16 protein-coding genes are annotated in these 25,548 nt (G+C 52.8%); 3 read left to right on the forward strand and 13 right to left on the reverse strand.

The annotated features are described in order from the left end of the window. A partial coding sequence (locus AC0YNW_RS21880) for an S-layer homology domain-containing protein (protein WP_475833750.1) occupies positions 1-1,331 on the reverse strand: 1,331 nt, incomplete at its 3' end. Between the two features lie 142 nt (positions 1,332-1,473). Beyond that, entirely contained in the window at positions 1,474-2,496 is a 1,023-nt protein-coding gene (locus tag AC0YNW_RS21885) for a DUF2332 domain-containing protein (protein WP_475833751.1), read from the reverse strand. A gap of 229 nt (positions 2,497-2,725) precedes the next feature. Between AC0YNW_RS21885 and AC0YNW_RS21890 the strand changes: the two genes are divergently transcribed. Then, positions 2,726-3,373: a pentapeptide repeat-containing protein gene (locus AC0YNW_RS21890; protein WP_475833752.1), complete on the forward strand. Its 648-nt coding sequence runs from the start codon at positions 2,726-2,728 to the stop codon at positions 3,371-3,373. Positions 3,374-3,434: 61 nt separating this feature from the next. Here AC0YNW_RS21890 and maa read toward each other — a convergent pair whose 3' ends face one another. After that, positions 3,435-3,995: a maltose O-acetyltransferase gene (maa, locus tag AC0YNW_RS21895; RefSeq protein WP_475833753.1), complete on the reverse strand. Its 561-nt coding sequence runs from the start codon at positions 3,993-3,995 to the stop codon at positions 3,435-3,437. A gap of 299 nt (positions 3,996-4,294) precedes the next feature. Here maa and AC0YNW_RS21900 point away from each other — a divergent pair, with 299 nt between their 5' ends. Both AC0YNW_RS21900 and AC0YNW_RS21905 read left to right on the forward strand, forming a co-directional pair. Continuing rightward, positions 4,295-5,167, forward strand: a complete 873-nt coding sequence (locus AC0YNW_RS21900) for a putative RNA methyltransferase (protein WP_475833754.1) — start codon at positions 4,295-4,297, stop codon at positions 5,165-5,167. Between the two features lie 79 nt (positions 5,168-5,246). Next, positions 5,247-6,290 (forward strand): hypothetical protein, encoded by a 1,044-nt coding sequence (locus tag AC0YNW_RS21905; protein ID WP_475833755.1) that lies wholly within the window; start codon positions 5,247-5,249, stop codon positions 6,288-6,290. Positions 6,291-6,342: 52 nt separating this feature from the next. Here AC0YNW_RS21905 and AC0YNW_RS21910 read toward each other — a convergent pair whose 3' ends face one another. The 10 genes from AC0YNW_RS21910 to AC0YNW_RS21955 form a co-directional block, all read right to left on the reverse strand. Then, positions 6,343-7,242, reverse strand: coding sequence for a GNAT family N-acetyltransferase (locus tag AC0YNW_RS21910; RefSeq protein WP_475833756.1), 900 nt, complete (start codon positions 7,240-7,242; stop codon positions 6,343-6,345). A gap of 189 nt (positions 7,243-7,431) precedes the next feature. Then, positions 7,432-8,643: an MFS transporter gene (locus tag AC0YNW_RS21915; protein WP_475833757.1), complete on the reverse strand. Its 1,212-nt coding sequence runs from the start codon at positions 8,641-8,643 to the stop codon at positions 7,432-7,434. A 14-nt stretch (positions 8,644-8,657) separates the two neighbouring features. After that, on the reverse strand, positions 8,658-9,785 hold the full coding sequence (locus AC0YNW_RS21920; RefSeq protein WP_387477331.1) for a Gfo/Idh/MocA family protein: 1,128 nt from the start codon (positions 9,783-9,785) through the stop codon (positions 8,658-8,660). A 14-nt stretch (positions 9,786-9,799) separates the two neighbouring features. After that, entirely contained in the window at positions 9,800-10,615 is an 816-nt protein-coding gene (locus AC0YNW_RS21925) for a sugar phosphate isomerase/epimerase family protein (protein ID WP_387477329.1), read from the reverse strand. A 15-nt stretch (positions 10,616-10,630) separates the two neighbouring features. Then, positions 10,631-12,133, reverse strand: coding sequence for an ABC transporter substrate-binding protein (locus AC0YNW_RS21930; protein WP_387477327.1), 1,503 nt, complete (start codon positions 12,131-12,133; stop codon positions 10,631-10,633). 56 nt (positions 12,134-12,189) lie between these two features. Next, on the reverse strand, positions 12,190-13,074 hold the full coding sequence (locus tag AC0YNW_RS21935) for a carbohydrate ABC transporter permease (RefSeq protein WP_119801886.1): 885 nt from the start codon (positions 13,072-13,074) through the stop codon (positions 12,190-12,192). Positions 13,075-13,091: 17 nt separating this feature from the next. Further along, the gene (locus AC0YNW_RS21940) at positions 13,092-14,015 is read right to left on the reverse strand and encodes an ABC transporter permease (protein ID WP_387477610.1); all 924 of its coding nucleotides are present in this window, start codon (positions 14,013-14,015) and stop codon (positions 13,092-13,094) included. A gap of 287 nt (positions 14,016-14,302) precedes the next feature. Continuing rightward, positions 14,303-15,925, reverse strand: coding sequence for a response regulator (locus AC0YNW_RS21945; RefSeq protein ID WP_475833758.1), 1,623 nt, complete (start codon positions 15,923-15,925; stop codon positions 14,303-14,305). 11 nt (positions 15,926-15,936) lie between these two features. After that, positions 15,937-17,628, reverse strand: coding sequence for a sensor histidine kinase (locus tag AC0YNW_RS21950; protein WP_475833759.1), 1,692 nt, complete (start codon positions 17,626-17,628; stop codon positions 15,937-15,939). 465 nt (positions 17,629-18,093) lie between these two features. Next, positions 18,094-25,320: an alpha-amylase family glycosyl hydrolase gene (locus AC0YNW_RS21955; RefSeq protein WP_475833760.1), complete on the reverse strand. Its 7,227-nt coding sequence runs from the start codon at positions 25,318-25,320 to the stop codon at positions 18,094-18,096. Positions 25,321-25,548: the final 228 nt, after the last annotated feature.

The raw sequence follows: 25,548 nt of genomic DNA on the forward strand, positions 1-25,548 counted from the left end.
GGTCCCGTGCTTTCGCTCGGTTTCGGCGACTCCGAAGGCTTTGGTGTTGCGGTCGTTACTGGCGACTCCGTCGGTCCCGTGCTTTCGCTCGGTTTCGGCGACTCCGAAGGCTTTGGTGTTGCGGTCGTTACTGGCGACTCCGTCGGTCCCGTGCTTTCGCTCGGTTTCGGCGACTCCGAAGGCTTTGGTGTTGCGGTCGTTACTGGCGACTCCGTCGGTCCCGTGCTTTCGCTCGGTTTCGGCGACTCCGAAGGCTTTGGTGTTGCGGTCGTTACTGGCGACTCCGTCGGTCCCGTGCTTTCGCTCGGTTTCGGCGTCACCGTTGGTTCTGGTGTTCCGGTCGGAGCCGTTGTCGGGCTTGGCGTCGGCGCCGGTATATAAGGCGCTGGCGGATTGGTAACCGACACAACTGGCGTTGGCGCTTTATCATCCAGCTTATGCCCGAATGGCGATTGCACGGCACCAATCTCAATCACCGGATTCGAGCCGGAGCCCCAGTGGAAGCCCGGTCGGAACGTGATGATCAGCGTTTTGCCATCCTCGGATAGCGTGAAGCGATCCTCCTGATTGCTCAGGGCGTAGCCGTTGATGCTGAATTGAGACAGATCAATCGATTGGGGATCAATCGCGCCTGTGAACGTCAGCTTCAGCTCGCTCGTCCCGTCTACCGATACGCCGGAGAGTGCTGGCGAAGGCTCAACCTGTTTCTTGGTTTCAAACGAAGCTTGGATCAGCTCATCCCTTTTGACTTGGGACCTGCCGTCGAATTCACCTGTCTGGCCACCGTTGAGCAGCTTTAAATCAAGCGCTAGCTGAACATAGCCTTTGGCCCAGTCCGATACATTGGTATTCGTTCCGGGTTTTGGATTGGCTTCTCCCGCCAACCCTAATCCGCGCACCAAAAATGTAGCCAGCTGTTCCTTGGTCACGTTGCCCGCAGGGTTGAACTCTCCCGAGCCTGTGCCCGTCGTAATGCCGGCTTTCTTTATTGCTTCAATATACGGCAGCGCAAACCCGTTAGACGGATCATTCGCCTGAACGTCACTGAAGCTGGAGCTCTTGAGTGATGTGTCCACATTGAGACCAAAAATCAAAGCGGCAACTTTGGCAAATTGAGCGCGATTCATTTCCTCTTGGATACCAAATTGCCCGTTGCCGGTTCCATCGAACACACCTGCTTGAATTAAGGCGTCAAACTTTGCCTTTGTCGCCGCATCCAAGTCCTTTAAGTCTTGAAAATTTTTCGTTGTTTCATCCTGCGCATAGGCTCCGGCTGCCGCCGAGAACATCATGCAGCCTATTAAGAGCCAAGCTACGACAACTTTCTGCATGTCACTTCCTCCCCATTATTTATACAAATAATATAACGGATTTTTTTCTGAAAAACATGAGCATTTCTGAAAATTAAATCCATTTTTCGTTGTACACAATTTATTTTCAGTCAGTCATGCCAACTTTAAGCCAAAATCAAGGCTAAATCCTGTTAAACCAACGGCCGTGACCGTCTGTTTCTGCAACAATAATCTCTTGTCGTACGCCACCCTTGTAGCTATCCACGTGTAGTTGCCGATCCCGCATATTATTGTAAATATGGCATACATCCCGCTGACGTCCCAATCCCTCGATTGTCAGAAGCAACTCCTCTTTGTCACGCTCGGACAATTGATTTGCCACGTGGGTATGGAAGACGCATAATACCGATTCCGAATCGGTTTCTCCCGCCAGCTCGGCAAGCAGCTTCACCCCGTTGCCTTGAACGAGCCGCGCCCCTTCTCTTCTTGCAATAGAAGCGGCTTTATCGAAGCTTGTTCTGCGCTCGGCATGCTCTGGCCAGATCAATGCTTGAAGCCACAGACAGTCTTCCGCTTCCGAGAGATCATTCACATGCAGATCGATGCCAACCCGGTTGGTTACCGGTGGACTTAGGAGCAGCAATTCCGGCCAATCCCTCCCTCTCATCTCCGAGGAGAGCACCAGCTCAGAATCCGGATTGCCATAAATCCTGCCTGGCTTAGAGGAGTAGGAATAGCCGTAACGGTCCCAATGCAGTTGCAGCCCGGCGCTCGTGCCAATCTCTATCAAAGATAGCGGCCGCTGCATCGACGCGTAGATTGAGCAGAAGACGGGATACAGATAAGCACAACGCCTAACCTCGTTCGTCTGCACATTTTTGATCGCCAGAATTGGCAGGATGTCATCTCTGTACTGCTCACAGAACTGCTTGAATGCCGGGAAAGCCTCTTCGGCTGCATCAGGTTCAGCTACAAAAGTTCCATAGTACTTAGCCAGTGGATGCGCCTTGCCTTTCATCAGCAAATAGTGAACCGCTCCGAACAACAGATTGGGAATAGGCTGGCCCTTCTTAGCCTGAGATGATAATTGAAGAAGCTCCCGGTCTCCGGCAATCCGCTCTGACAGAGACTCATACAGACGGCTTGAACCGCTGCAATCCTTGGCAAATTGACGAAAATAATCCGCAATGACATCCAATCCCATGACGATCACTCCCGCTGTTATTTTTATCCACTTTACCATGCTCAGCTGATAAGCAAAATTTCATCTTTTCTATATCCCATATAAACAATGCTTATCACAAGCCGGTTAGCAATAGAACATATTCCGCATTCTGCGCACACTGCTTCTTCCCTATTGATTCACGACTCTGCTATGCTAGTAGGAGTAAACATCTATCGACCGGAGCCTTAATGTGTAGGAGATGAAAGCCATGACGAAGAAGAAAACGATGAAAATCGAAACCCCCATTTTGCCAGCTGAACTGCCCATTCAGCCAAAGCCAGATCTAACTGTCCAGGATTTCGTGGAGATGGGCATCATCCAGGATTGCTCCTTCGACGAACGTGATATTGACCGGGTTACGTTCGAGAAAATCATATTTCGGAATGTGACCTTTGCGGATACGTCTTGGGCTAGAATGGAGCTGACCGACGTCATCTTCGAGAAATGCGATTTCTCCAACGCCGACTGGACGGACGCTGTCCTCCATCGCACCGAATTCCGCGATTGCAAAATGATCGGCATGCAGCTAACAGGGGCCACAATTCGCAATGTGCTGATCGACAACGCCCTTGCCGACTATGCTTCTCTGCGAGTATCGAATACGAAGCAATTCATCATCCAGGACAGCTCGCTCAGCCGAGCTGACTTCTGCTTCGCCAAGCTTCAGAAGACCGAGCTGTCCCGCTGCAATATTGATCGCGCCCAGTTCTCCGGCACGCCGTTAAGCGGCATGGATCTAAGCGACTGTGAGTTCAACGGACTTAGCGTTAATATCGAGGATTTGAAGGGCTGCATCATCTCGCGCGAGCAAGCGTATGTATTCGCAGCGCTATTCGGCCTCATCGTTAATGAATGATAACAGGCGCTCAAAGAAAAAAGCTGCCCAAAGGCAGCCTTTTTCGATTCTATAGGGAGATTTACACGTCGATGGTTTTAATGACTCTTGCCGGATTGCCGCCGACGACGACATTGGCGGGCACATCCTTGGTTACCACCGCACCGGATGCGACCACGACATTGTCGCCGATGCTTATCCCGGGGTTAATGACTGCACGTCCTCCAAGCCAGACATTATGGCCGATCGTGACAGGCTTCCCGAACTCGGCTCCCGATATGCGTTCTTGAGCGTTCAACGGATGAGTGGCCGTATAGATATGTACGCCAGGAGCGAGGAAGCAATTATCGCCGATTCTGACCTCGCATACATCCAGAATGACGCAATCGAAGTTGGCGTAGAAGTTCTCTCCCACATGGATGTTATATCCGTAATCGCAGCGGAAGGTTGGTTCTATATAAAGATTCTCTCCCGTTGAGCCGAACAGCTCCTTCAGGATCACTTTTCGTTTGCCGTCTTCCGTCTCCAAGGTTTGATTATACAAGCGGCTCAGCCTTCTGGCATTTAGCCGATCCTCAGTCAGCTCCGGATCAACCGCCATGTAGAGCTCGCCCCGAATCATCTTTTCCTTCTCAGAACTCATTTGTTCATTCCTCCTTGCCTAATCTGCCTAACCGTCTTGCTTTCTCCATTATAACGAATCTGGACAGCTCTGCCGACCGGTATGTTCCTCGCCGCCGGAACAGCGTTCATGTTATGCTGGTGTAGTATCGCTGATCAGGTCTTTGCGATTGGAGGCTATATTCACCATGATTCATTACATTCGTTTGCGTTAATGAGCGGCACGGTAGATAAAGCTCGGCTTTTTTTCTGAGAGAAGAAGTCAGGTTTATTTTGCTGTGCCTTTTTCATTCACGAAAACGAATGGAAGGGTGTTTATTTGTGCTGAACAAACGCAATCGTATTCTTGCTGCCGAAGCAATGAGCATTCACAGCAGCTTATTCCAATGTCCGCTCTGTTCATACTCAATGCGTGTCGAGGAACTTCGGAAACTCATTTGCCGCGAAGGTCATAGCTTCGATATCGCAAAGCAAGGCTATATTAATTTCCTGCCGCGTCCTGCGGCGTCTAAATACGATCAAACCCTATTCCGCTCCAGAAGCATCGTGAGCCAGAGCGGCTTCTTCGAGGCTCTCGATCGTCTGATAACCGACCAAATCCTTGCACAAATTCGAAACCAACCCCTCCGTCTGCTTGATATGGGATGCGGGGAAGGCTCACATCTGGCCCGCATCCTGGACATGATGCAGGCCGCAGGCTGCATTGGTACGGCGGGCGTCGGACTGGATATTGCCAAAGAAGGCGTCAGAATGGCCGCCAGCCGTCAGCCCCATCTCCTATGGTGCGTCGCCGATCTGGCTCGAAGTCCGCTCGGGGATGGCAGCTTCGACTTCATACTCAATATTCTTTCGCCTTCCAACTATGCACAATGCCAACGCTTGCTGAAGGATGATGGATTTCTAATCAAGGTCATTCCTGGCAACGAGCATCTGCAAGAGCTGCGCACGGCTTTCCGCACATCTAGCAGGCCGTACTCCGGCACCAGGCTGGAAGAGAGATTTCGGGATAACTTCAAGCTGATACAATCGCTTCCGCTGCGCACCCGATCGCAGCTTGATGCCTCTCTCATCCCTCACGCCATTGCGATGACCCCGTTGTCTTGGTATGCGGACACAAGGAGCCTCCAGTCTTTGCAGGAGCTAAGTTCCCTTGAGCTTACCTTGGATGTCACGATTCTAATAGGAAGAAAATAGGGCAAACAAACGAAGACATCCCCTCTCTTCTTCATTCAGAAGAAGAGAGGGGATCATCTCTCTAAGGAGGATCATCCACATGAAAGTGAAGGACGCGCGCAAGGCAGCGGCTGAATGGATACAGGCGCATGCCGCTCCACAAGAATGGTTTCGCGGCGCTTATTTCAGCGGCTCGACGATCGATATGCCGGATGACGCCGAGCTCCCCGCCAGCTCGGATGTCGATATCGTGGTCGTCACCGCGGAGGACGAGCCGCCGGTCAAGCCCGGCAAACTGGTATTTCAAGACGCGCTGATCGAAGTGACCTTGGTATCCTGGAACCAGCTCGCCTCAGCGGAAGAGGTGCTCGCTTCCTATCATCTGGCAGGAGGCTTCCGCAAAGATACGATCATCACCGATCCTACAGGGCAATTGCGCAAGCTTCAGGCCGAAGTAGGAGTAAGATTTGGCGAGATGGCATGGGTGCGGCGGCGTTGTGAAAGTGCCCGTGACCGAATCGCAAACGGGCTCGGAGCGCTCGACGTTCATACCCCGCTGCATGACCGCTTGACGGCATGGCTGTTCCCGACTGGCGTGACCACCCACGTTCTGCTCGTAGCCGCTCTTCGCAATCCCACCATTCGGCTGCGCTATGCCGCTGCTCGAGAAGTTCTGAAAGAGTATGGCCAGCAGCATCTGTACCCGCAGCTGCTGCGATTGCTCGGCTGCAGTCATCTGTCAGCCTCGCGCGTGGAGCATCATCTAGACGAGCTTTCCCGTACCTTCGATGCCGCTACTGAAGTAGTGCGCACTCCCTTCTTCTTCCGTTCCGACATTTCCGCTCTGTCGAAACCGATTGCCATTGACGGCAGCTATGAGCTGATTCGCTCTGGCCAGCACCATGAAGCGGTATTCTGGATTGCGGCAACCTTCGCCAGATGCCATCAAATTTTCGCCGCCGATGCGCCCCACTTACGGCAGATTTACTTGCCCGCCCTTCAGGCGCTAACCGATGATCTTGGCGTGACAGATGCATCCGCCATGGCAAGCAGAGCTGAAGCCGTGCTGCAATTCTTGCCAGAGCTATGGGCAACTGCGGAACGTATGCTTCAGCTTAATCCGACTATTCTAGAAAAAGGTTGAGCATAGACGCTTCGCTGCGCCTACCCGTACTCAACCTCAAATCAGAAAGTAATCACGAACTCGTCGTAGCTATCCATTCATAATAATCCGTTGCTTTGCTGATGCGGAATCCTGTGGACTCATACAGCCCTAGCGCACGTTCATTCTTCACAGCCACTTCAAGGGCAATGGACGCTTGCGGGTCCTCGGCTCGAATGACCTCAATCGCCTGCTCCAGAATGGTTCTGCCATACCCGCGTCCACGCTCGCTGGCAGCTACGACAAATCCATAGATGAACGCGCTGCCGTTCACGACGCGGGCATGAACCTTCCCGACGGTTCGGCGAGCGCCCTCCTCCCCTTCGATATCCGCTATATAGACGCGGCTCGTCCGCGTCCCATTCGGCTTCTCCAGCAGATTCGCCGCATCCTCCTCCGATAGTCCGAAGCCTTCCACATTTAATCTTACAATGACAGCATCATCGTCTGAATCAGCTTCACGAAGCTTCAAGACTCCAATATGCTCGCGGTCCTCCTGGACAGGCGGCTCCAATAGCTGCATCCAGTATTCCGAGTAGACATAGGGTATGGACCAATGGTCCATAACCACCTTGGCAGAGGCTGTTCCCTGCTGGCACATAAAGACCAGCTTCGGCACATTCCTTCGCAGGCACTCCTCTCTCGCAGCCTGTACCAGCTGGCTGAATATGCCCTGGCGCCGATACTTCGGATGCACCATGCCGCTAATCTCCACTTCCGTGGACTGGAATTGATAGATGCCCAGAAAGCCAACCAACCGGCCAGCTTGGTAATAGAGAAAATCACTCGTCTCCGTGCCTGAACGCTCGCGCAGCATATTCCAGTTGAGCTTCAGCTCAATTCCCTCATGCCGATTGCAGGTATCGGCCAGCAGGCCGATCGCATCCAGCTCCGTATCGTTCAATGTCTCTCTTCCATACAAGCCATCTATCATAAATCGCATCTCTCCTATACAAGGGTTATAGCCATATACTAAATTTCCCAATACCTGAATGATTACTAGTGACTAGTGTACCCTGAATGAACGTTACTGCCTACCCGGACACGCCGAAAACCCGTAAGCGGCTGCTCCACGCGGAGCACCGACTTACGGGTTTCTCAACTCTCACCTATTTCCCTATCCTTACATCGTCTGTTGTCTATTGGATGCGCCGAGTGAATTCTCCGCTCTGAGGAACAGCTGCCTCAGCAGGAAGAAACCTAGCACGCCGCATAATGTAAGGGCAAAACAAATCCGGTACAGTGTCGATGCGCCCAAGTTCTCGAACATCCAGCCGCCAAGCACCCCGGCGACAATGCCGGATACCCCGCCCCATGTCAGACCGTAGACGGCCTGGCCGCTCGACCGGTATTCGGCAGGCACCAGATGGGATGTAAGCTGCGTACCGATATAGTAGTACCCGCCGAACGTGATGGAATGCAGCAGTTGGATGAAGATGACTTGAATCGCTGAGCTTGCAAGGGACATGAGCAGCCACCGGACCGAAAAGAGAGCGCTAATAATGACCAGCCAGCCCAGCATCGTACGGGAATTCTTCTTCAAGTATTTATCCAGCAACAGGAACACGGGCACTTCCAGAATCGCCGTCGCAAAGGCGGACCATCCCACAACCGTATCCGTTCCCCCCAAGCCCTTAATGTAGATGCCAAGGAAGGTCATATTGATTGAATTGGGAATGGAGATCAGGACACCCAGGCACACAAACATGAGAAAATATTTGTTCTGAAATACCTTCAGATACCCTTTATTCGAGAACTTCTGCTTCAGCGGTCTTTCATTGCCGCTTGGCATGAGAAAGGTAAAGAAGATAGCGAACAGCAGCATCACATCAAATACGATCCACAGCTTGCTGATACCCAGCCAGCCGATGATCGGCCCTGCCGTGACTGCGATCAGCGCCCATCCCAGCGAGCCCCATGCCCGGAACTCCCCGAATTTACGGTTCGTTCCTTCGATGACATTCAGAATGAGGCTGTTACTCTGCGTGAACAGCGGGCTCTGGAAGGCGAAATAAAACAGCATAAGCGTATAGATCAACGTATAAGATTCCGTCATGAAGACGAACTGCATACAGACGAAATTGCCGATTAAGCAAATAATCAGGATACGTTTATTGTTGCGAAGACGATCCGCCCAATACGCCCAGAATGGATTGGCTACCAGCCCGATGAGCGGGCCGCCTGCTACCAGTAATCCAATCTGTACATTGGAAAGCCCGATATCCTTGAGATAGAGCGCAAAGAACGTGCTGTAGATCGCAAGGGCCCCATAGAGCACAAAGTTGAATACCTTCAGCATTCCCAGCATATTACGGCTTATCGTGTGGTCCGACATGTTCCCTTCATCCCTTATACTAAGACATTGGTAGATTGTGAATGCGCGATAATTTCTTCTGCTGTCACTTCACGTCCCAGTTGATCCGACAGGTATACACCTTCGCTGATCAGCATCGTCTGCAGCGCGATCTCCGCCGTAGGGAGCAACGGCACTCGGCCTTGAATCGCAGCAATCCAATGCTGCTGTGAGGAGGCATAAGCGTCATAATCCGGCTTCAGCCTGCCCCAGCGCAGATCCATGTCATCCAGATTAACCGTGCTGTCCAGATCCATGTCGGCTACCGTCGTATGGAAGGTCAGAGCGCTTGTCTGCGAGATGGAGGAGTAAGAAGGCAGGCGAACCCCGCCTTTGCTGCCCAGCACGCTGGAGCCCTCGAAGCCGCCCATATGGACCGACCACGCCTCGATCAGGTCAAGCGTCACGCCTTCCTCGAAGCGGACGAAGCCAAGGCCAAGCTCCTCTACGTCGAACTGGGATTCCTCGCGTCTTGCCTCGTTCATATCCATCTCCTGATACACCTTGCCGGAGACGCTCTTCAGCGTCGGAACGCCAAGCAGATACAGAATCTGTGCAATGTGATAGACGCCCATATCCAGCAGTGCGCCGCCCGCAGCCGTCTCCTTGCGGTTGAAGAACTTCGTTCCGTAACCGTCCACGAACGGACGCCCGCGGCGGCGGAAGCCGGTCGATCTGGCGTGATACAGCTTGCCTAGGCTTCCTTCCTCGATTAAGGCTTTCGCCGCTTTTGTCTCTTTCTTATATAACGTATTCAGCTGAATATGAAGCATATTACCAGTGGCTTTAGCCGTCTCCAGCATCGTTACGCCGTCGTAGTACGTACCCGCGATTGGCTTCTCGCAGTATACATGCTTCCCGGCCTGAAGCGCCTCGTTCGTCACCGGGGCATGGAAGTTGTTATGCAGACAGACGTCGATGGCATCAATGTCATCCCGCTTCAGCAGCTCGCGGAAATCTGTATACACATCCGGAATACCGAACTGGCTAGCCACGGCTTGCGCCGCTTGTTCATTAATATCGCAGACCGCCACCACTTCGGCGTCCTGGATCTTCGCATAGTTGCTCAAGTGTGTCTGTCCGATTAGTCCTACGCCGACAATACCGATTCTAACTTTGCTCACGCTGCGTTCGCCTCCTATTGTACGTTGCCCAATACTTTTTTCATCGCGGCTAGCGTCCACTCCACCTCGATATACTGATTCCTCGGAGCATTATGCTCGACTGCCCAATAAGCGTCGTAGCCTGTACCGACCAGCATCTTCGCAATCGCCGTCGCACGTTCCTCCATCGCTAGCGTATTGCCGCCAAAGTGAATATGGCAGGCCCACGGGGCGATGATCTCATCGCCGCGCGCCGGATCAACCTTCCAGCGGTCCACATGAAGCAGCACACCAAAGTTCGGATGATTAATGCCTTCGGCAATTTGCTTCAGAAAGTGCGGGTTCAGCGACGGTCCCATATGGTTCTCGGGACCAACCTTGAAGCCGTAGTCGGCGCCAATCTTGCAATACTCCTGGTATCTCGTCACCAAATGCTCGTATTGCTCATTGCTCATCTCATAGAAGTCGCCATTCTCTTCCTTGGAATACGAGCCCCCAGTGTCGATACGGACTGTTTTGGCACCCAATATTTTTGCAGCCTTCAGATGCTCCAGCGCGTTCTGGTACTGCAGCTCGCGCTTCTCCTCGTCCGTATCCCATAGGGAGGCCGTATCGATTGCAAAGTTGACGACCGTCATCCCCTTCTCATCCAGCGCCTCGCGAATCTTCACCAGATAATCCTCATCGGCCAGCTTCCAGACCGGCTTGCTCTTATCCACGAAGAAGCCGTTGTACAGATCGACCGTGTCCAGTCCATAGCGGTACTTGACCGTCTCCAGGTAGCCGAATATATCCATTTTTCCTTCCACAAACGTATTGTTGAATGAATATCCACCGATTGAAAGCTTCATAGAATTGCCTCCCGATTACTTATTTTTGGCCCACTCGTCCAGCTGCTTCTGCTTCTCTGCAATCACCTTGTCAATGCCGGCGGCCTTCAGAGCGGCGATGAACTTCGGCAGATTCACCTCAGGATCAATCGTGCCGGTCTCCAGACCCATTGCATATTGGCGGGTAACATTCGTAATGGCTGCCAGCTCTGTCTTCACCGGAATCGGATTGTAGGTGAAGCCCAGCGCTGCCGATTTCTTCGCTTCTCGGTTGTACTTATCCATCTCTTGCCACAGATTCGGCACATCCGTCGCCCAAGTGTAGGATAAGAGCTGATTGCCGAACATCCAGCCTTGTCTGAGATTGAATCCGCTATTGGAAGCGTCCACGCCCGGCGGGAAGTCGATCGAGCTGTCTCCGACCTTGACGTAGTGCTTGTCTTGAATGCCCCAGTTGATCAGGTTGACCAGATCCGGGTCAGAGTAAAGCAGGTCCAGGAACATCATCGCCCGATCCGGGTCCTTCGAGTTGGTCGGAATGCCGAGCATGATGCTTGTAATGGAGGTAGTGCTCGTAATCTGCGAGCCGATATCCACCGAAGCCAGCTTTGTGTCGACTCTGTTCTCCGTCTGACCGACCGCGCCCGGCTTTCCTTTATTGATAACCGAGAATCCGATATTTGCCTTAATGTAATCAACCGCTGTCTCCTTGCTTGTCGCCGCATCCTTATGGATGTAGCCGGCCTGATACCATCTTCTGATCGTATTCAGCATATCGGCATACTCCGGCGTCTCGTACAGATTAACGACCTTCAGCTCATCCAGATTAGGAAGTACGCCAATGTAGTCGCCAAGGATATCCCATCTGGTCTCAAGCAGCCTGTTCGCAATAGAGGCAGCTGCGCTTGCTTTGCCCAGTACATTGACATTCGGTTCATTCTCATGAATAACTTTGTAGATAGCGTCCAGATCATCAATAGTCTTAATGTTGCTAATATCGAGCTTGTACTTATCCAGCATATCCTGGCGCATCAGTATAATGGGATGGGATGCAAAATCCCGGTTGGTCGGAATGGCATAGGTTTGCCCGTTCACCTTCGACGCGCCCAGCACCTCAGGCTCGAATGCCTTCACGATACCCTGCCCGTGCTTCTGGACTAATTCATCCAGCGCCACCAGCTGCCCTTGCGCCACTTGCCTGGAATAATCACCTCCGCCAGTCACAATCAAATCGACTTGTTCATTGCCCGTCAGCATGAGAATGGACTGCTCCGCCCACGCAGCCGGTTCAATTCTGACTAACTTCACCGTCGCATTGATCTTTTCCTTCGTGATCTTGCTCATTTCTGCAGCAACCTCGTCCAGATCCTTCTGCGGCGGGCCATAGAACACCATATTAATCTCGTAAGGCGGCAATCCTCCGTCGTCCGTCCCGTTCTGCCCATTATTCGCGGGCTCATTCGACTTGCCGCAGCCTGCAAGCACCAAGCTTGCCGTCATCGTCAGTGCCAATACCGTTGTGCTGATTTTTTTGAACATATCCCAAGCCTCCCCTTTTTTTGGCCATTCGTATGTCGTTGCTATTCATCCGGGCGCTAGCCCTTTACCGCCCCAACCGTAAGTCCCTTCGCAAAGTATTTTTGGAAGAACGGATACGTAATCAAGATTGGAATGACGCCAATTACCGCAATGGCCATCTTCAGGCCATGACTCGGAATATCCCCGGCTTCAACCATGTTGTCCGCCGCCTGAACATTCGTCATCAGGTACTGCGAGTTAAGCAGAATCGTATTCAACATGACCTGTATGCTATGCAGCTTGCTGTCGGTAATATAGATCAGCCCATTGAACCAGTCATTCCAATAGTTGATAATTTGGAAGATGCCTACGGCCCCCAGCACGGGCTTCGATAACGGAAGCACGATGCCGTAGAAGATGCGGAACTCTCCCGCGCCGTCAATCTTCGCTGATTCGATGACCTCTGTCGGAATGTTCATCGTGAAGAAGGTCCGGATCAGGATGACGAAGAACGCACTGACTAGCAGGCCCGGCACCAAATAAGCGGTTAGCGTGTTTTTGATCTCGAAGACATTCGTATACATGAGATACGTTGGCACGAGACCGCCATTGAAGAGCATCGTGAAGAACACAATGAATGCGATGACGTTACGGAACGGCAGATCCTTTCTGGAGATGGGATACGCCAGCAAGGTCATCATGATCAGGCTTACCGCCGTACCAAGCACCGTGACGAAGATGGAGATGCCGTATGCATTCAGAATCATCATCGGCTCCTTCAGCAAGTAGCGGTAGCTCTCCACGCTGAACACGCTAGGCCAGATGGAGTAGCCATTCTGGATAATCGCGCTCTCGCTAGTCAAGGAAGCGGAGATGAGCACAGCGAACGGAATTAAGCAGATGCAAGCGAAAAGAAAGAAAATGATATGAATAACCGTCTGTTCCAATCGATTGGCGCGCATAGTCTCTGTCTCCCCCCTTAGAACAACGAATTATCCGGATTAATTTTTTTCACAGCATAATTGGATGCAAGAATAATGATAAATCCAACCACGGACTGGTACAGTCCGGCAGCGGATGACATGCCGATATCGCCATTACGCAGCAAGGAACGATAGACATAGGTATCAATGACGTTGGTCGTCGGCAACAGCACGCCCGAGTCCAGGGTAACTTGATAGAACAAGCCAAAGTCCGAGTAGAAAATACGTCCGATCTGCATGAGCGTCATAATGACAATGACCGGGGTAATTAACGGGATCGTAATCTTCAGGATCTGCTGGAACTTGTTCGCCCCGTCAAGCGTCGCCGCTTCGTAATACTCCTGGTCGATGCCGACCACAGCCGCGAAGTAGATAATGCATAGATATCCTGCGGTGCTCCATATTTTCACAAAGGTCAGAATGTAAGGCCAATACCCAGGCTCGTTGTACCACATAACTGGATCAATGCCGAGCCAAGGCATGATCGTCTTGTTCATTAATCCCGTCTCTGCACTAAGCAGCGAGAATACCAGATAACCGATAATAACCGATGAAATCAGATACGGGAGCAAGACGACGCTTTGATAGAACCGCGACAGAAACCGGTTCTTCATTTCATTCAAGAGAATCGCCAGCCCAACCGCAACCACCAGATTCACAACGATAAAGACGAGGTTGTACAGGATCGTATTGCGGGTAATGATGTAGGCATCTGCTGTCTTGAACAGATATTCGAAATTTTTGAAGCCTACCCAGTCGCTGCCGAGAATCCCCTTTGCAAAGTTGATGTCCTTGAACGCGATGATCATTCCTAGCATAGGCACATAGTTGTTAATCAGCAGATAGACAATGCCGGGAATTAACATGATGTACAACATCTTGTATTTCATAGCTTTCTTCAGGGTACTCCCGTTAGCCATCGCCTTCATGGCCAGCCTCCCTCCCTCTTTCACATGATCGTAACGCCGGCTACAACACCTATTGTAGAGGATCATGTAAGCGCTAACCGCCAACATACTGACCAGTTCATCGCAATATTCTGACTTCTCGTCAGAATGGGGTAAGGGAATTGCTATGGGGACGGCTTGTCCGATCTGGATGGCATAGCCTCTGTTCTGCACACTGTTGATTCTTTCCCGTCTGTCTTGCCTTTGGCCTGCCGCACCGCCGACTCTTGCCGACGGCCCGGCTTTCTGTCCCGCCGATATTACGGCTTCCTGCCGGGCGCCTTTCTTGCTGCTTTGCGATATTCATTCGGATTCATCTGAACGGTGCTCTTGAACACCTTCGAAAAGTAGGAGAAATTCGAATACCCTACAGACGAAGCGACATCGCTGACGGACAGCTCCGTGCCGGTCAGCAGCTCTCTCGCAATAGCCATCTTTTCGTCCAATATATATTCCACGATCGATTGACCGATCTCTTTCTTGAACAGCCGCGACAAATAGTCAGGATGGAGATGCACATGCCTCGCAATATCCTCACGAGAGATGCTCTGGCTGACATGCTGCGAGATAAAGGACTTTACTTTATCCATCACAGTCGCATTGTCCTCTGTATTGCGGGCGTAGACGATCGTCCGGGTCAACGACGTTTTGGTCCATATCTGCAGATCCGTTAGCGAACGAACGGCCTGCGACATGCGCTCCAGCGACACTTCCTCGCCAAGCACCTGATAAGCCTGCCATTCTTTGTACTGAAAGAAGTGATACAGCATCTGCAGGAAATTTTGGAGAAACTGCTGCAGCACCTCCGCTTTCAGACAGCCTACCTCCTGCAGCGATTGCAAATAATGCTCCGACTCCGAGAGAATGGCGTCATAAGCGCCTTGCTCCAGCATTTTCAGCCACACGTTCATACGAATCACGTCGATCGATTGCGAACTGACGAGCTCCTCGCTCCAGAAGAGGACGTCATTGCTGCGGTTCAGCACATTGTCCTTCATCCGAATGAGGCTGTCATACCGCGTGGCGATCTCATGCGGCATACCGGGCTCGCCGATGTAACAGGAGATGTCGCAGCGGAAGTAGCGATTGCAGGCCGCAATATAGTCAATCAATATTTCCCTCAGCCATTCCCGCTCGTCTCCCGGAGGGTCTGCGGGCAGAATGGCGACATACAGATCACCGCTCATGCGTACAAACGGACGGTGCTCGCAGCCTCGCCAAATGATTTCGTCTGCGGTATTGCGAAGCGCGTACTCCATCAGCTTCTCGTCGCGAAGGCTCAGCTTCTCCGCCCACCGCTGTACGTAGACCAATACAGGCAAGAAGGCTTCCGTCTCCTTGATCGGCAGGCTTTGGCTATGGAGCGCGTCCCGTATGCGATCAGGATGCGAGGATTGGCGGCGGTCCATCACGTCATGCCAGAAGCGCTCCATCAAGACGGGGCGATGCGTCTGCCAGAGCATGGAGTAGTACTGCCCCTCCGCCTTGCTCATATGCTGCTCCCGCTTCTCGCCTACCTTCTCGACTCCCTTCTGTACCACGCTCCGAAGTTCCTGGAACTTGACCGGCTTCAGCATATAATCCAGGCTGCCCAGCTGCAGCGCTTCCTTCGCGTAATCAAAGTTGGAGTGACAGGTGAGAAAGATGGATTCCGTGAGCGCATGCTCCTCCCTCACCCACGACAGCAGCTCAATGCCGCTTCCCTGGGGCATCTCAATATCGCAAATCATAATATCAATGGGATGCTCCGCGAAGATATCCTTCGCTTGCTTCATATTGTGGGCGATATGAATACGGGAGATCGACAGCTCCTCCCAGTTCACCCCCCCTTGAACGGCTCTTACCGCATGGATCTCATCGTCAACGATCAATAATTGATACATCGTATCCCTCCTTAGGGCTGGTCTTCGAGCAGAAGCGGAAGCCGAATCTCGACCTTCGCTCCACCGTCCGGATGATTGGACAATTGCAGCTGAGCTTTGTCCTCATAGATGAGCCGAAGTCGCCGTCTTGCATTCCATATGCCGATATGATCGCTTCCATGATGCTCCGCGGCGGGTTCTTGCTGCCACTTGCCCAGCGCCTCGTCCGGGAAGCCTTGCCCGGTATCCCGAATAATCAAGCGCAGCCCATCCGCCTCATCCCGCCTGATATCAACGCTTAGATGAATAGGCTCATCCATCGTAATCGCATGCTTGATCGTATTCTCCACGAACGTCTGAATCATAAGCGGCGGAATGCGCGCCTGCATTAGCGACTCATCATCGCTGCCAATTTCGTACGTAAAGCCGTCCTGGAACCGCATCGCTTGAATGTTCAAGTAATTGCGGGTATGCGCAATCTCATCCGCCACTGTAACCAGCTTCAGATTGCTCTGGAACATGAATCTCATATATTGAATCAAGTAGTCCGACATATCCTGGATCAGCTGGTAGTTGCGGAATTGAGCCAGGTTATAAATCGTATTCAGCGCATTCAAGAAAAAATGCGGATTAATCTGCAGCTGTAGATGCTTCAGCTCCGCTTGCTGGCTGAGCAGCTTCTCTTCGTAGACATTGATTTTCAACGCTTTGATCTGATCCACCATGCTGTTGAACACGTCATTCATTAATTCAAATTCCGAGGAGACGGGATGGCGCTCGACCCGTTGATCCAGATTGCCGTCGCGTACCCTGCGCATAACCGTCACGATCCGGTTGATCGGGATTAGAATGTTCTGCCGCAGGAACATATAGAAGATCGGCAATATAATGAGCGCCCCAAGAATGACTACATACCAGATGCGTTGGAGAAATGGCAAATGTTCCAGTATGACGTTGTACGGAATCAAGATAAGCAAGGAGAACTGCCCCTGCTCAGATTGAGTGCTGACTTGCAGGTAATCCTCCCCGTTATCAATGGGCATGACTCCGTTCATCGGCACCATGCTATCCGTCACCAGCAGCGACTTTCCCTCCGGCCCCATATCCAGCAAGCCCAGCGGGCTCATCAGCTTCGAGGCCTTCACCCAGCCGCCAATATAGACATTGCCGATTTTCTGGATTTTGGTAATGTAATAGTCCTCGCCAAGCTGGTAGGGGAACCACTTCTCGAATGCCTGCTTCGGCCACGATTCCCGCTCCAGCAGCATGTCCGTCATGCCCTCCCGGACCTCCTTCAGCCGATCCATGGTCTCCCCCGGCGGCTGATTCGTAATCAGCTCCTGATTGACGGAGGAATAGACGAACAGATAATCCATTTCCTTGTACGTATTGATATCGCGCTCCAGCTTGTTGAACAAGTTGATTTTGGCCAAATAATAGTTATCGCTACTGGTTTCCCTCGAATTATCCAACATAATTAAATCGCTTTCAAAAGCGACCGTTGTTCGCAAATACTTGTCCACTTCCTCCAGATTCCGGTCAATCTGATCCATATAGAGGGCGGCCAGATTACGGTTGGAGTTGGCTACTTGCTCGCTTACGACCCTCATCGCGTAATAGTTATCGAAGATCAGAAGCAGCTGAAGCGGAATGACAAATAAGAGAAACCCGACCAGCAGCTTGAAGCGTATGGACTTGTTCGACAGCCTGTGCGCCCATTTCATAACACGCTCTCCCCCCGATGTGAAGCGTATTGCCGCTTCATGCTTGTGAAGTCATAGCTAATCTTCCTTAATGACGATTTTCCGGTTTAAGTGAGCGCTTACATGAAACCCATCGGCGTCAACCGCGGCAGAATGAAGACGGAACCCTCCACGAATGGCAAAAAGGGACTTAACTCCCGGGTATACCGGCCCCATGCTCATTCGGTTATATCCACGTCCAGCAGATCAGCCTCGAATGGAGAGACTTCTCTGTGGAAGGGAGACCTTTCGGCATAATAAGTTTGGACTTCGTTTGTTTTATCATAGGACCGCTCCCTCTATAAATCCAATACTATTATATGGGCAATTGATGCAATGCTCCTAAAATAGCTAAAACCTTTAGGGACGTGCCACATGAAAAAGACCCCGACCAATGATCGGGGTCCTCTCTGTTTTGCAGCAGCAGTTGTGCTGTGCGGCATCCGCTTAATCGCGGTTCAGTACATTGTAGATCGCTTGCGCGCTCTCTGCGCGCGTCAGATTCTCTTGCGGGGCAAAGCGTCCGTCTGTACGTCCTTGCACAAGACCAAGCTCGGAGGCTGTACGGACGTCCTCCAGTGCCCAATCGCTAATCTGGTTCTGATCGGCGAAGGATGGCGCATCCTTAGATGCCGCCTTGCCTTCCATTGCGCGATAAGCGCGGAGCAGCATGACCGCCATCTCTTCGCGAGTAATGGCATCATTCGGCGCAAACCGTTCCTCAGTGCGGCCCGTTACGATGCCAAGACGGAAGGCTGCTTCCGCATATGGCGCATACCAAGCATCTTGAGGCACATCGGCGAAGACACCTGTCGCAGGTTTCTTGCCCGCCTCTCCGTCCAGCGCCCGTACGAGCATTGTCGCGAATTGGGCGCGCGTCACTTGGGCTTCCGGCGCAAACTGCTTGCTGTTCATGCCTTCGATAATGCCCTTCACAGCTAGAGACTTAATGGCCTGCGTCGCCCAGTGGCTGCTTGGCACATCGGTGAAGCTGCGGCCGGCTTCCAGCACGCCATACGCGCTAAAGTGATTCAGCTTCGCCTTCATAGCTCCCTCATGCAGGTCTCCGCCTACATAAGTTGCGGTGCCATTCTCGCTGATGAAGTAGATCCCGCTTAGCTCGCCATTGATGCCTGCTTCTACGGCAAAGGTGACCGTAACTGGCTCTTCAAACTGCGATAGCACACCTACTTCACTATTGTCTTGCAGGAGAGAGATGCGGAATGCGTAAGCGGTCGAACCTTGCTTGAACGACCAGCCTTCCCGGTCCTGCTTGCCAAGCAACGCTTCAAGCTCCCCGTTTGTCAACGGCTTCGCCTGGAATCGGAGGACCGTATTCTCAGCCGAATTGCCCGCAGGCAGCAGTGCTGCTGCAGCGGCCAGCACTTCATTGGGCAACAGGACAGTCAGTCCGTCAGCTGCCAGCTCCAGATCGCGGTCTCCCAGCAGCTTGGCAGCTTGCAGAGGAAGAATAGCGGAGGTGTTGCCGTTTGACAGTTTGACCGTTGTTTTGCCTTCTGTTCCCGTTGTGAGTACGCTGTCTTGAATGACGTCCGCTCCCGGCCATTGCGGGGTCTCCATAACCGGATCACCGCCGCCTTGCTGTGGTGGCTTCGGTGAGACACCGCTCAGAATGACCGTGCCGCCGTCCGCTCGGCCTGGAAGCTCAATTGCAACGGTGCGGTTGGATGCGACCGTATACGTATCGCCGCTATACTCATTCACTGCCGTCGTACCCGGCACGAATGGAACAGGAAGCGTCACGGCTGCCGCTTCTTCAGATGTATTAATCGCCGTTACGATATTGTCATTGCCGTATTTCTTGCTGAAGGCCAGATAACCCAGCTCATCCGAGCCTGCCAGCCTCGTACGATCGCCTTTCGCATAGAGCTTGGAGTACTTCGCCCGAATGTTGAGCAGCTTCGTATAGTGCTCATGCAGCTTCTGCTCTTCGTCCAAGCGATCCCAAGGCATGTCGCCCCGGTTCTCGCTGAATTGGCCCTTGCTCATATCCCGTGCGTTCGCGCCGGAGCGGCCGAGCTCCTCGCCATAGTAGATGACCGGCATGCCCTTCGCCGTGATTTGCAGCGCGGCTGCAATCATCAGCTTGCTCTTGTCGCCATCCACATAATGGGACAGGAAGCCGTCCTCGTCGTGGCTGCTCAGAAATTGTGCCATCATTGTCGTATTCGACAGCTTGGATTCACGGTCTTGCAAATACGCGTCCACCGCGTCGATGCTGCCATTCGCAAAGTTTTTCGCTTGTGCCTTGAAGCCGAAATCGAGCAGCGCATCCATCTGGCCGCTTGCCAGCATGCCGCCGTCGCCTTCCACCGTGCCGCCGAAATATTCGCCTAGCAGCTTGAAGCTTGGATCGATGGCGGTCAGCGCGTTTTTGAAGGCGACCCAAGTCGTCGTCTCCACATGCTTCACCGTATCGACGCGGAAGTAATCGATGGTGTCGCCGCGATCCGTTCTGGCTCTCTCCAGCCAGCCCGTCTGCCATTCGATAATCTGCTCGCGCACGTCGGCATTCTCCGTCATAAAGTCCGGCAGGCCGTCAAGCTCGCCTTTAATCGGGTTAATGTTCGCTGACAAGCCGTTCGTTCGCAGCATATCTGCAAAACGCGCCTTGTCTTCCTCCGTCACGCCTGGCTGATTGTCTCCGGGCTTCAAGCCATAGCCAGTATGATTGAGGACGACATCGACCATGATTTTGATACCGCGGTCATGCGCCTTCTCAATCAGTTCCTTGAAGGTCTCCATATCGCCCAAATGCTCGTCGAGCTTTGTGAAGTCCTTCGCCCAATAGCCGTGATAACCATACTGCTTGCCGCCGAAGCCGGTGCCTTGGTTGAAGTCGATATTGTCTACAATTGGCGTAATCCAGAGCGTGTTGATGCCCAGCTCATCCAAGTAATCGAGCTTGTCGATTAGGCCTCTGAAGTCGCCGCCATGATAAGCTTCAAGATGCGACTTGTCTACGTTGATGTTATTGGTCTCGTCTCCGTCATGGAAACGGTCCGTCAGCAGGAAGTAAATACGCGACTCATCCCAGTCGAAATCCAGATCCCCTGCGAACGTTCTTGGTTTGACCGTTACTTGAATCCGCTGCGTATACGCATTGCCATATTGGTCCACAAGTGTCACCGGTATGGTCTTTACGCCTGCGGTTATCGATTGTTTCACGGCAATCGTATGAGCCATCAGCTCCACGTTGAATGGTGTCGTTGCCGAACCGCCCAATGTGGTCAGGTCCATATAGCCCTCGCGGAATGCCAGCGGCTCCGCGCTGGCAGCGCTGATGCGAAGCACAGCATTCTCGTCATACGTAATGGCGCCTGGCTTTACGTTACCCGAGAGCGTAACGGCCGGCTTTTTATACACAACCTCGGACTTGCCGTCCTGTGTGTTCGCCGGGTCGCTTACTTCTGTAGTCCCGCCACCCTTCGTAACCAGATAGCTGTATTCATAGTTGCCCGGAGATACATTCCGAAGCGTATAAGTGAACCATTCTCTGGATTCGTCGTAAGCCATATCGTACGACTTGCCGCCGATTTTCACCTGAACACCTTCGATTGTATCCATCAGCCCCTTGCTGAACAGGCTGGCGTCACGATAGCGGAACGTGATATTCCCGTCATGCAGGTAAGGACCGTAGATGGACGGGAATACGTCCAGTTCGCCAACCATGCTATTCACATTCACTTTCATGTAGCGATCGCCATCGGTCAGCGGGATGACACGGTCATACGTAATGTCTTGCTTCGCCGTATCCCAGTCCGTACCCTTGCGAAGGACGAAGCCGACACCAGTGGCATCATCATGTAATTCAATAGTAGCGGTGGCGACGCCGTTCTCTACCTTATCGAACAACACTTCGCCGTCTTGTGCGCCCGTGTTCCACACCCAAATGTTCCAGTCCTTATAGTCTCCATCAGGACGAATGTAGTTGAATTGAAGCGTACGAACCGTATCTGGCTCGGCAACCTCAATCTGCACCGTTGCCTGGAAGCCCTTGTATTCGACGGTAATCGTCGCACGGCCCGGGCTGACTGCCTTAATGACGCCTGCTGAAGACACGGTGGCTACGGCTGGCTTGTCGGAGACAAAGCTTGCCCCACTCTTCACTTTCTCCCGGCTGCCGCCCTCGTACTGAGCGTACACCGAGACGGTATGGCTGCCATCAACCTTAAGCGTCTGCTTGCTGCTATCTAGCTGAATCGATACAAGCGCTTGCGCCGCCGCATCCATACGGATAACGACCGAGCTTAGCGGATCGATTGTAAGCGACTGTTTTGTTAGTGTAAAGCCCGATGGATCGGATACGGCTATCGTGCCAGCCTCGTCGTTATCGACAATGACCGTACCGCCCGTCAAGTCAGCCGGGAGCGTCAACGTTCTGCTCTCATCGTCGGTATTAACGAAGACATAGTAATGGCCTGTTCCGTCCATGGCGATGTTTTTGTAGCCGATCAGAAGATCAGTGTCCCCGATCTCCGGAGCATCGATCAGTGTAACATTGGAGTTCACCAAGTCCTGGTCGCCCAGACGGAACGCATCCGTATATCTGCGAAGCTCGATCAGCCCTTTCGTATATTCGCTTGTCACATGGTTGACGGGAAAAGCCGTCTCATCTGTTGCCTTCGTCCAGTCGAACATGTTGATTGCATCCGACGAATCGTAGGAGTCATGGACGAAATACCCGAATACCTGACCTTCCTGATCCTCCAGCGCGTGGTACTTATGCTCCGGTGTCCCCGGCGCCAGCCACTGCTTCGTACGACCATACTCTTGGCCGGCATGAAGGAAAGCCGTACCTTGCGATGTCAATACGAGCAGATTGCCAAGTCGAATGCGCTGGTGAATTTCCAGATCATTTTCCTTAATGGCAGGGTCTTTCTTGATCGATTGTGCAATTACGTCGTATAGCGGCAGATTGTCATGCGCCTCAATATACGGCACAATATCGCCCGGATCGTCGAAAGCCGTGTTGCTTGGCTGTCCTTTAATATTGTTCAGGATGGTCTGGATGCTTCTGGCGCCGCCTGTAATGAACCGCGGCTCGCCCTCAGATCCAAAGCCGGACTTCAGCTCGTTGCGGATCTCGTCGGAGAATACGCCGACATCATCCGTCTTATCCATCCAATCCTGATCGGCGCCCATGCCGGCGAGCGACGGATCAGCTTCATGTCCGGCGAATGTGCGCCATCCTTCGCCGATAAAGAGTGCATTCGGATTCAGCTCAGCAGCCGCATCGTACGCCTTCTGTACGGAAGGATACGTCGCATCGCCCATCATATCCCAGCGCATGCCGTCAATTTTGTATTCCTCAAACCAATACTTCACGGAATCGACCATCAACTTCTCGGCCATGGCGTGATTAGTCGCCAGGTTGTTGCCGAAGCCTCCGATGAACGAGCCGTCAGGACGCTGAAAAGCATAATAGTTCGGCACGATGTCATTCAGGAAATCCGACTTCGCCATATGCGTATAGACGACGTCCAGCACCACGCCCATGCCTGCTTCGTGAATCGCATGGATCAGCTCTTTCAGTTCCTTCACGCGAAGCTCAGGGTCCTTCGCATTCTCGGAATAAGCGCCGTCTGGCGAGAAATAGCTATGCGGGTCGTAACCCCAGTTGTATTCATTGTCTTTGGCGGAATACGCCAGCTCGCGCACGTCCATCGCTGCTTCATCGCCGTAGTACCACGCCATAACCGGCAGCAGCTGAATATGTGTGACGCCGAGTGACTGGATATAAGACAGCTTGTCGATAAATGCCTTGTACGAGCCCCAGCGCGATTCCAGATCGCCTTCAATGGACGGATCGGAGGTGAAGTCGCGAACATGCGCCTCCCATATAATCGCATCCTCGCGTTGCCCGTAGCCGTCGATGGATGCATAGCCGAAGCCAGCCGGGTCTGTGCCGCTCAAATCAATAATGGCAGCCTTGCCCACTGTATCGCCATCCGGGCCTGCCTCGCCTTTCGTATTGACGCGGAACTCGGCCATTGATTTGGCGTACGGATCAAGCACTTGCTTCGTTACGCCGTCATTCGTCACTTCGTATTGATAATAATAGCCGCGCAGATCGGTGACCGAGCTGCCAGACAAGCCGCTTGGAGCCACAGTTGCAGCCCATACGCCATGCTCGCCTAGTGTAAGCTCTGTCGTTCCCACAGGCTTCGTGGCATCGTTCTTGTCGTAGAAGCTCACGGTTACTTCGCTTGCCTTAGGTGCCCACAGCTTCAGCGTCACGCTGCCGTTATGGTAGGTCGCACCAAGATCATTGCCATTGTAGGCATACTTATGATCGATCAGCCTCCAGCTCACATTCGCCGCAACCGTTCTTCCCTCATAGGTTATAGACAGCGGCACCAGCTCCAGATCAACGTTCCCAGACAGCGTGATTTGAACAGTCGTCTGGCCGGTAATCGTTGCCGAAGCCGCTGTCAGCGGATCGCCGTTCTTGTCTTCTATCGTGACCGATTGGAGCAAGCCCTCTGCTTGCATGCCTTCTGTCGTCGTGAAGCCTAACAGCAATTCGTTGTCCGATATGATCTCCGCCGCTACAATAGCCTTGGTTACTTCGCCAGTCGGCGAAGAATAGACCTTATCGTCGCCTTGCTTGATCCAAATCTGGTTGTTCGCAACGGATGACAGCACAACTGACTTGTCGCCGCCATCCTTCTCTCCCGTCGTACGATGCACTATCAGGAAACCAACTTTGGACGCATCATCGGCAAGCGGCACATCTACATAAGCTCCGTAGCTATCCCGCTTGTCTGCAGGGAAAGCTGTTGCGCCGGATGGCCAGTTCGCCGATGGCGAAGCTACGTGATCCCATAGCCATAGGCCGAAGCCATCATAGCTTAGGTCCACACGCTGATAGTGAATACGAAGATGCCCCTCCGGTACCGGGTCCGTGTCGGGATCGACCGGTACGTTATAGCGGGCATTAACTTCATGCGTTGCCGCATCGTACGTGAACGTAACCGGCAGCTCCTCTGGCAGCGCCAATACAGCATTCGAGCCAGGATAAGCGGTCGCCGTATCCCAGCTGTTGCCGAGAATGATCTTATACTCGTAGCTACCGCCAGGCAGCGTCGCGACGGCTTCATACACGCCATCGTAATCTTCATCTGTCAGCATAAGCGACGCGTCAGCCGGGCTCCAATTGCCCGCATCACCGAGCGCCGTCTGCAGGTCGCCCACTACTCTCGGAGTCTGCTCCCCCGGCAGCGGCGAGTAGTATGTGGAATCTGCAATTTTCCGGGTCGTATGGTTGTAGTAGAATGTGACCTCCGTCTCTTCAGCGAGATGAAGCACAATATTGCCGCCGTCCTCTACACCAGCCGGATTCGTATAGTTGCCGTAACCATAGCTTTCGTCCCACGTGCCGTTCAGCGCCACCTTGTACGAATAATCCCCGGCAGGCAGCGTGCCGGTAAGCCGATATTCTCCTCCTCCCGCATAAGTCATTGCCGTATCATCCGAAGATGGGTCCCAGTCTCCGGCAGCGCCAAGCGCTGTCTGCAGCGTACCCACCACTGTCACCTTGCCGGGCAGCTCACCGCTCGCCTGTGCGGGCGGAATGCCCATCGTCGTCCAGGTCAGCGCCGCGATCAAGACAATCGCCATCAGCCTTCTGAACTTGCTCTTCATAGCCATGCATTAGTCCCCTTTCTTTGCGCAAACGTTTGCATTTTGCGCAAAATAAAAACAAACGAACCCAAGTATCGAAATCCGGACTGCCGAAATGGCAAAAATCAACTTGAAAGCGTTTGCTTACCGTCATTTTAAGCTCCAAAATAAAGCGCTGTCAATCCTTTTATCGTCCCATTTGGGCTAAGGAAACAAAATTCCACAAATTCTCGCCAAAATGACAACGTTTGCGCA

The sequence above is a fragment of the Paenibacillus sp. J31R120 genome, from assembly GCF_056269225.1.

Bases quoted from the DNA above. Each gene is read 5' to 3' on its own strand.
- AC0YNW_RS21885 (WP_475833751.1), bottom strand. From the start codon at position 2,496: ATGGGATTGGATGTCATTGCGGATTATTTTCGTCAATTTGCCAAGGAT.
- AC0YNW_RS21890 (WP_475833752.1), top strand. From the start codon at position 2,726: ATGACGAAGAAGAAAACGATGAAAATCGAAACCCCCATTTTGCCAGCT.
- maa (WP_475833753.1), bottom strand. From the start codon at position 3,995: ATGAGTTCTGAGAAGGAAAAGATGATTCGGGGCGAGCTCTACATGGCG.
- AC0YNW_RS21905 (WP_475833755.1), top strand. From the start codon at position 5,247: ATGAAAGTGAAGGACGCGCGCAAGGCAGCGGCTGAATGGATACAGGCG.
- AC0YNW_RS21910 (WP_475833756.1), bottom strand. From the start codon at position 7,242: ATGATAGATGGCTTGTATGGAAGAGAGACATTGAACGATACGGAGCTG.
- AC0YNW_RS21915 (WP_475833757.1), bottom strand. From the start codon at position 8,643: ATGTCGGACCACACGATAAGCCGTAATATGCTGGGAATGCTGAAGGTA.
- AC0YNW_RS21925 (WP_387477329.1), bottom strand. From the start codon at position 10,615: ATGAAGCTTTCAATCGGTGGATATTCATTCAACAATACGTTTGTGGAA.
- AC0YNW_RS21930 (WP_387477327.1), bottom strand. From the start codon at position 12,133: ATGTTCAAAAAAATCAGCACAACGGTATTGGCACTGACGATGACGGCA.
- AC0YNW_RS21935 (WP_119801886.1), bottom strand. From the start codon at position 13,074: ATGCGCGCCAATCGATTGGAACAGACGGTTATTCATATCATTTTCTTT.
- AC0YNW_RS21940 (WP_387477610.1), bottom strand. From the start codon at position 14,015: ATGGCTAACGGGAGTACCCTGAAGAAAGCTATGAAATACAAGATGTTG.
- AC0YNW_RS21945 (WP_475833758.1), bottom strand. From the start codon at position 15,925: ATGTATCAATTATTGATCGTTGACGATGAGATCCATGCGGTAAGAGCC.
- AC0YNW_RS21950 (WP_475833759.1), bottom strand. From the start codon at position 17,628: ATGAAATGGGCGCACAGGCTGTCGAACAAGTCCATACGCTTCAAGCTG.
- AC0YNW_RS21955 (WP_475833760.1), bottom strand. From the start codon at position 25,320: ATGGCTATGAAGAGCAAGTTCAGAAGGCTGATGGCGATTGTCTTGATC.